Below are 4,513 nucleotides of genomic sequence, written 5' to 3' on the forward strand. Positions count from 1 at the left end.
GTCGATGAAGGTTCCCTTCATCGTTTGCCTGGGCCGCGTCGAACGCCGGGCCGGGGTTCTCGACCTCTGCCGCGTCCGGCCCCACCAGTGGCTCGCTCATCCGCCGTAGTCCTCGTCCTCGTCGCCGGCGTGCACCTGTGCCTGCGCTTGTTCCAACGTCCCACCGACCCACGTCACCTGCAGCGGCCCGAGCGCGTCCTCCTGCTCGAACGCGAGCGACTTCTCCCGGTACAGCTCCAGCAGCGCCAGGAACCGCGCCACGACCTCCATGGTCTCCGAGCAGTCCGCGACGATCTCCGCGAACGACGCCGTGCCGCGCTCGATCAGCAGCGCGCGCAGCACGTCAGCCGTCTCGCGGATCGACACCCGGTGCTGGTGGATGTGGTCGACCGACAGGGTCCGCTTCTGCTTCGGCCGGAACGCGGCGGCCGCGATCAGGGCGAACTTGTCCGGCGTCACTCCGAGCATCACCTCGGGCAGCAACCCCTCGAACCGGGGCTCCAGCGACACCGACCGCGGATACCGGCGGTAAGCACCCTGCTCCAGCTCCGCGAACAGAGCCGCCACCTGCTTGTAGGCCCGGTACTGCAGCAACCGCGCGAACAGCAGGTCCCGGGCCTCCAAAAGCGCCAGGTCGTCCTCGTCCTCGACATCACCGGCAGGCAGCAGCCGAGCGGCCTTCAGATCGAGCAACGTCGCCGCGATCACCAGGAACTCGGTCGTCTCGTCGAGGTCCCAGTCGGAGCCCATCCCGCGGATGTGCGCGATGAAGTCGTCGGTGACCTGGTGCAACGCCACCTCGGTCACGTCCAGGGTGTGCTGCGAGATCAGCTGCAGCAGCAGGTCGAACGGGCCCTCGAAGTTGGTGAGCCTGACCTTGAACTTGCCGTCGTCGACCGGAGCGTCAGGAACTTCCTCTGTCACTGCTCGCGCAACCTGCGTACCAGCATCGACGCGTCACCGTGCGTCTCGAGGTCGTCCAGCACGATCGCGATCGCCTCGCGCACGACACGCCCGCGGTCCACGCCCAGGCCGTGCGAGCCGCGCAGCAGCAGACGCGCCTGCTCCAGCGCCATCAGTTCCTCGTCGGACACGTACACCGTGATCTTCGTGGTGTGCTTGGTCCGCCCCGAGCCACGACGCTGCTGCGGCGGCTCGACCGAATCAGAAACGTCAGGAGCAGAAACGTCAGGAGCAGGAGACGAAGTCAGCCGGAACAGCTCGGCCGCGCCCGGCAGTGAAGGGCGACGGTTCACCGGGCGATCACCTCGCGAGCCAGCGCGCGGTACGCGTTGGCACCGGAAGAACGAGGGGCCCACCGCGTGATCGGCTCGCCCGCGACGGTCGTCTCCGGGAAGCGGACCGTGCGGTTGATGACCGCGTCGAACACGATGTCGCCGAACGCCTCCACGACGCGGGCCATGACCTCGCGCGAGTGCAGCGTGCGCGGGTCGTACATCGTGGCGAGGATGCCGGTGATGTTGAGCTTGGGGTTCAACCGTTCCTTGACCTTCTCGATGGTGTCGATGAGCAGCGCCACCCCGCGCAGCGAGAAGAACTCGCACTCCAGCGGGATCAGCACACCGTCCGCGGCCGCGAGGGCGTTCACCGTGAGCAGGCCGAGCGAGGGCTGGCAGTCGACCAGCACGTAGTCGTAGTGGTCGATGACGGGACGAAGGGTGCGCACCAGAGTGTGTTCGCGGCCCACCTCGGACACGAGCTGGATCTCCGCCGCCGAGAGGTCGATGTTGCTCGGCAGCAGGTCCATGTCGTCGACCATGGTCTTGCGGATGACGTCGCCGACGGCGGTGTCACCTTCCATGATCACGTTGTAGATCGTGGTTTCCAGCTGGTGCGGGTGCACGCCGAGACCGACCGACAGCGCGCCCTGGGGGTCGAAGTCCACCAGCAGCACGCGTCTGCCGTACTCGGCCAGCGCGGCGCCCAGGTTGATGGTCGACGTCGTCTTGCCGACGCCGCCCTTCTGGTTGCACACCGCGAGGATCTTCGCCGGGCCGTGGTGCAGCAGCGCGGGCGGATCCGGGGTGTGCCGGCGCGGTCTGCCGGTCGGGCCGATGCCGTCGACCTGCTCCGTGGCGACGTCGTCCACCGGCGCGGCGTGCGGAGCCAGGCTCAGATCGGCACGGGGCGCGAAAGCGTGCTCCGGTGTCGACATGGCTGGCGTTCCCTCACTGGTCGTAGTCGTCTCTCCGGGCGCAGCCTAGGCCGCACCCGTGCGAGCGGCAACGCGCCTCGCCGAGCTTTGTCAAGACTTTGTTACGCCGGAACATCCGCTCGTGTACGCCTGTCAGCGGCGGAGAGCACCACGTCGAGCAGGCCCGGGAAGAGATGATCCAGGTCGTCACGGCGCAGCGACACCCACCGCTGGTTGCCGCGGCAGCGTGTTCGCGTGAGGCCGGCTTCGCGCAACACGCGCAGGTGCTGGGAGAGGGTCGACTTCGCCACGTCAACCTCGAAAGCCCCGCACAGCCTCTCGCCGCTCAGCTGGATCTGGCGCACGACCGCGAGCCGGGTCGGGTCGCTCAGCGCGTGCAGCACCGCGGCGAGATCAATGGCCTGTGGGGACGGCTCGTCCAAGTTCGGCACTCGTCCACCGTACCCGTGGAAGCCTCATGTTCCAGTGGCCCGAGGGTGTGCAGTTGCGTAGACCTCCCTCAAAGTCGTAACGGTTACCAGTGTGTACACCTGAGTGGTCGTAACCGATGCATGCCCGAGAAGTTCTTGCACCACCCGAACGTCCGCACCCCCTTCCAACAGATGGGTGGCGAACGAATGCCGCAACGTGTGCGGCGACACCGCAGCAGTGATTCCGGCGTCCTCCGCGGCGGTCTTCAGGACCGTCCACGCGCTCTGCCGCGAGAGCCTTCCGCCGCGCGCGTTCAAGAACAACGCAGGCGTGCCACGACCTTTCGCCGCCAGCGCCGGCCGCGCGCGCACCAGATACGCGTCCACAGCGGCCAGTGCCGGTCGCCCGACCGGGACGAGCCGTTGTTTTCCGCCTTTTCCGTCCAGCAACACCGTCCTCTCGGAAGCGTCGATGTCGTCCACGTCCAGACCCACGACCTCGGAAATCCGCGCTCCGGTCGAGTACAGCAGCTCCAGCAGGGCCTTGTCCCTGAGGTTTCCCACATTTTCGAGCAGCGTCAGGACGTCGTTGACCGGTAAGGCTTTCGGCAGCCGCTTAGGAGGCGACGGCGGGTGCACGGCCCGTGCGGCGTCATGCGGCACAACGCCTTCCCTGTGCGCGAAGCGGTGCAACCCGCGCACGGCAACCAACGTCCGTGCCGCCGACGACGCCGCGAGACCACTCTCGCGCAACGCCGCCAGGAACTCGCTCACCTGTATCTCGGTCACCGCACCGAGTTCGGTGACCCCGATGGACTCCAGGTGCTCGGTGTACCGGCGCAGATCGCGCGTGTAGGAGTCGAGCGTGTTGCGTGCCGTGCCGCGTTCGACGGCGAGGTGGTCGAGATAGCCCGCCACCAGATCAACGATCACGCCAGCCCTTCCAGAACGATCTCTCCTGCACGCGCGTTGACACCCTTCGCCAACGCGGGATCCTCCGCCACAGCCCGCTCGAAGCCCTTGTCCGCCAACGCGAGCACGTACGGCAGTGTCACGTTCGTCAGCGCGTACGTCGACGTGTTCGGCACCGCGCCGGGCATGTTCGCGACGCAGTAGAACACGGAGTCGTGCACGCGGTAGGTCGGGTCGTCGTGCGTCGTCGGCCTGGTGTCCTCGAAACAGCCGCCCTGGTCGACCGCGATGTCCACGAGCACGCTGCCGGGACGCATCCTGGCCACCAACGAGTTGCTGACGAGCTTCGGCGCCTTCGCCCCCGGTACCAGCACCGCGCCGACCACCAGATCCGCCCACTGGCAGGCCTTCTCGACCTCGTAGACGTTCGACGCGATCGTCTGCAGGTGCCCGCGGTAGGTGAAGTCGATCTGCCGCAACCGGTTCACGTTGTTGTCCAGCACGATGACCTCGGCCTGCATGCCGACCGCCATCGTCGCCGCGTTCATCCCCGCCACGCCCGCGCCGATCACCGCGACCTTGCCCGCCGCGACGCCAGGAGCGCCGCCCAGCAGCACACCCCGCCCGCCTTGGGCTCGCTCCAGGCAGTGCGCGCCGACCTGAGCCGCCATCCGCCCGGCGATCTCGCTCATCGGCGCCAGCAACGGCAGCGACCCGTCCGGCAGCTGCACGGTCTCGTAGGCGATCGCCGTGATGCCCGCAGAAGCAATCGCCTTCGTGCACTCGGCACTCGCCGCCAGGTGCAGGTAGGTGAAGAGCACCTGATCACGGCGCATCCGGTGGTACTCGGGCTCGATCGGCTCCTTGACCTTCAGCACCAGGTCAGCGAGACCCCACACCTCGTCGGCGGTGGCGGCGATGCGCGCGCCCGCGGAGGTGTACTCGTGGTCCGGAAAAGACGAGCCCGCACCGGCGTCGTGCTCGATGAGGACCTCGTGCCCGCGCCGCACCAGCT

Annotated in this window: 6 protein-coding genes; all 6 read right to left on the bottom strand. The window is 67.8% G+C overall.

Translation table 11 applies throughout. The annotated features are described in order from the left end of the window. Positions 1-96: 96 nt before the first annotated feature. Entirely contained in the window at positions 97-924 is an 828-nt protein-coding gene (locus UK23_RS41620) for a segregation and condensation protein A (protein WP_045317324.1), read from the bottom strand. Beyond that, complete coding sequence (locus tag UK23_RS41625; protein WP_045317325.1) at positions 921-1,256, bottom strand: hypothetical protein; 336 nt, start codon at positions 1,254-1,256, stop codon at positions 921-923. Before UK23_RS41625 ends, UK23_RS41620 begins: the two co-directional genes overlap by 4 nt. Continuing rightward, positions 1,253-2,176 (bottom strand): ParA family protein, encoded by a 924-nt coding sequence (locus tag UK23_RS41630; RefSeq protein WP_045317326.1) that lies wholly within the window; start codon positions 2,174-2,176, stop codon positions 1,253-1,255. The genes UK23_RS41625 and UK23_RS41630 overlap by 4 nt, the downstream gene beginning before the upstream one ends. A gap of 101 nt (positions 2,177-2,277) precedes the next feature. Next, a complete protein-coding gene (locus UK23_RS41635) occupies positions 2,278-2,607 on the bottom strand; it encodes an ArsR/SmtB family transcription factor (RefSeq protein WP_045317327.1) in 330 nt (109 codons plus the stop codon). Positions 2,608-2,631: 24 nt separating this feature from the next. Then, the gene (gene xerD, locus UK23_RS41640; protein WP_045317328.1) at positions 2,632-3,507 is read right to left on the bottom strand and encodes a site-specific tyrosine recombinase XerD; all 876 of its coding nucleotides are present in this window, start codon (positions 3,505-3,507) and stop codon (positions 2,632-2,634) included. 8 nt (positions 3,508-3,515) lie between these two features. Then, positions 3,516-4,513: alanine dehydrogenase (gene ald, locus UK23_RS41645; RefSeq protein WP_045317329.1), on the bottom strand; the 998-nt coding region annotated here is incomplete at its 5' end.

Source organism: Lentzea aerocolonigenes, from assembly GCF_000955955.1.
Lineage (GTDB): Bacteria > Actinomycetota > Actinomycetes > Mycobacteriales > Pseudonocardiaceae > Lentzea > Lentzea aerocolonigenes_A.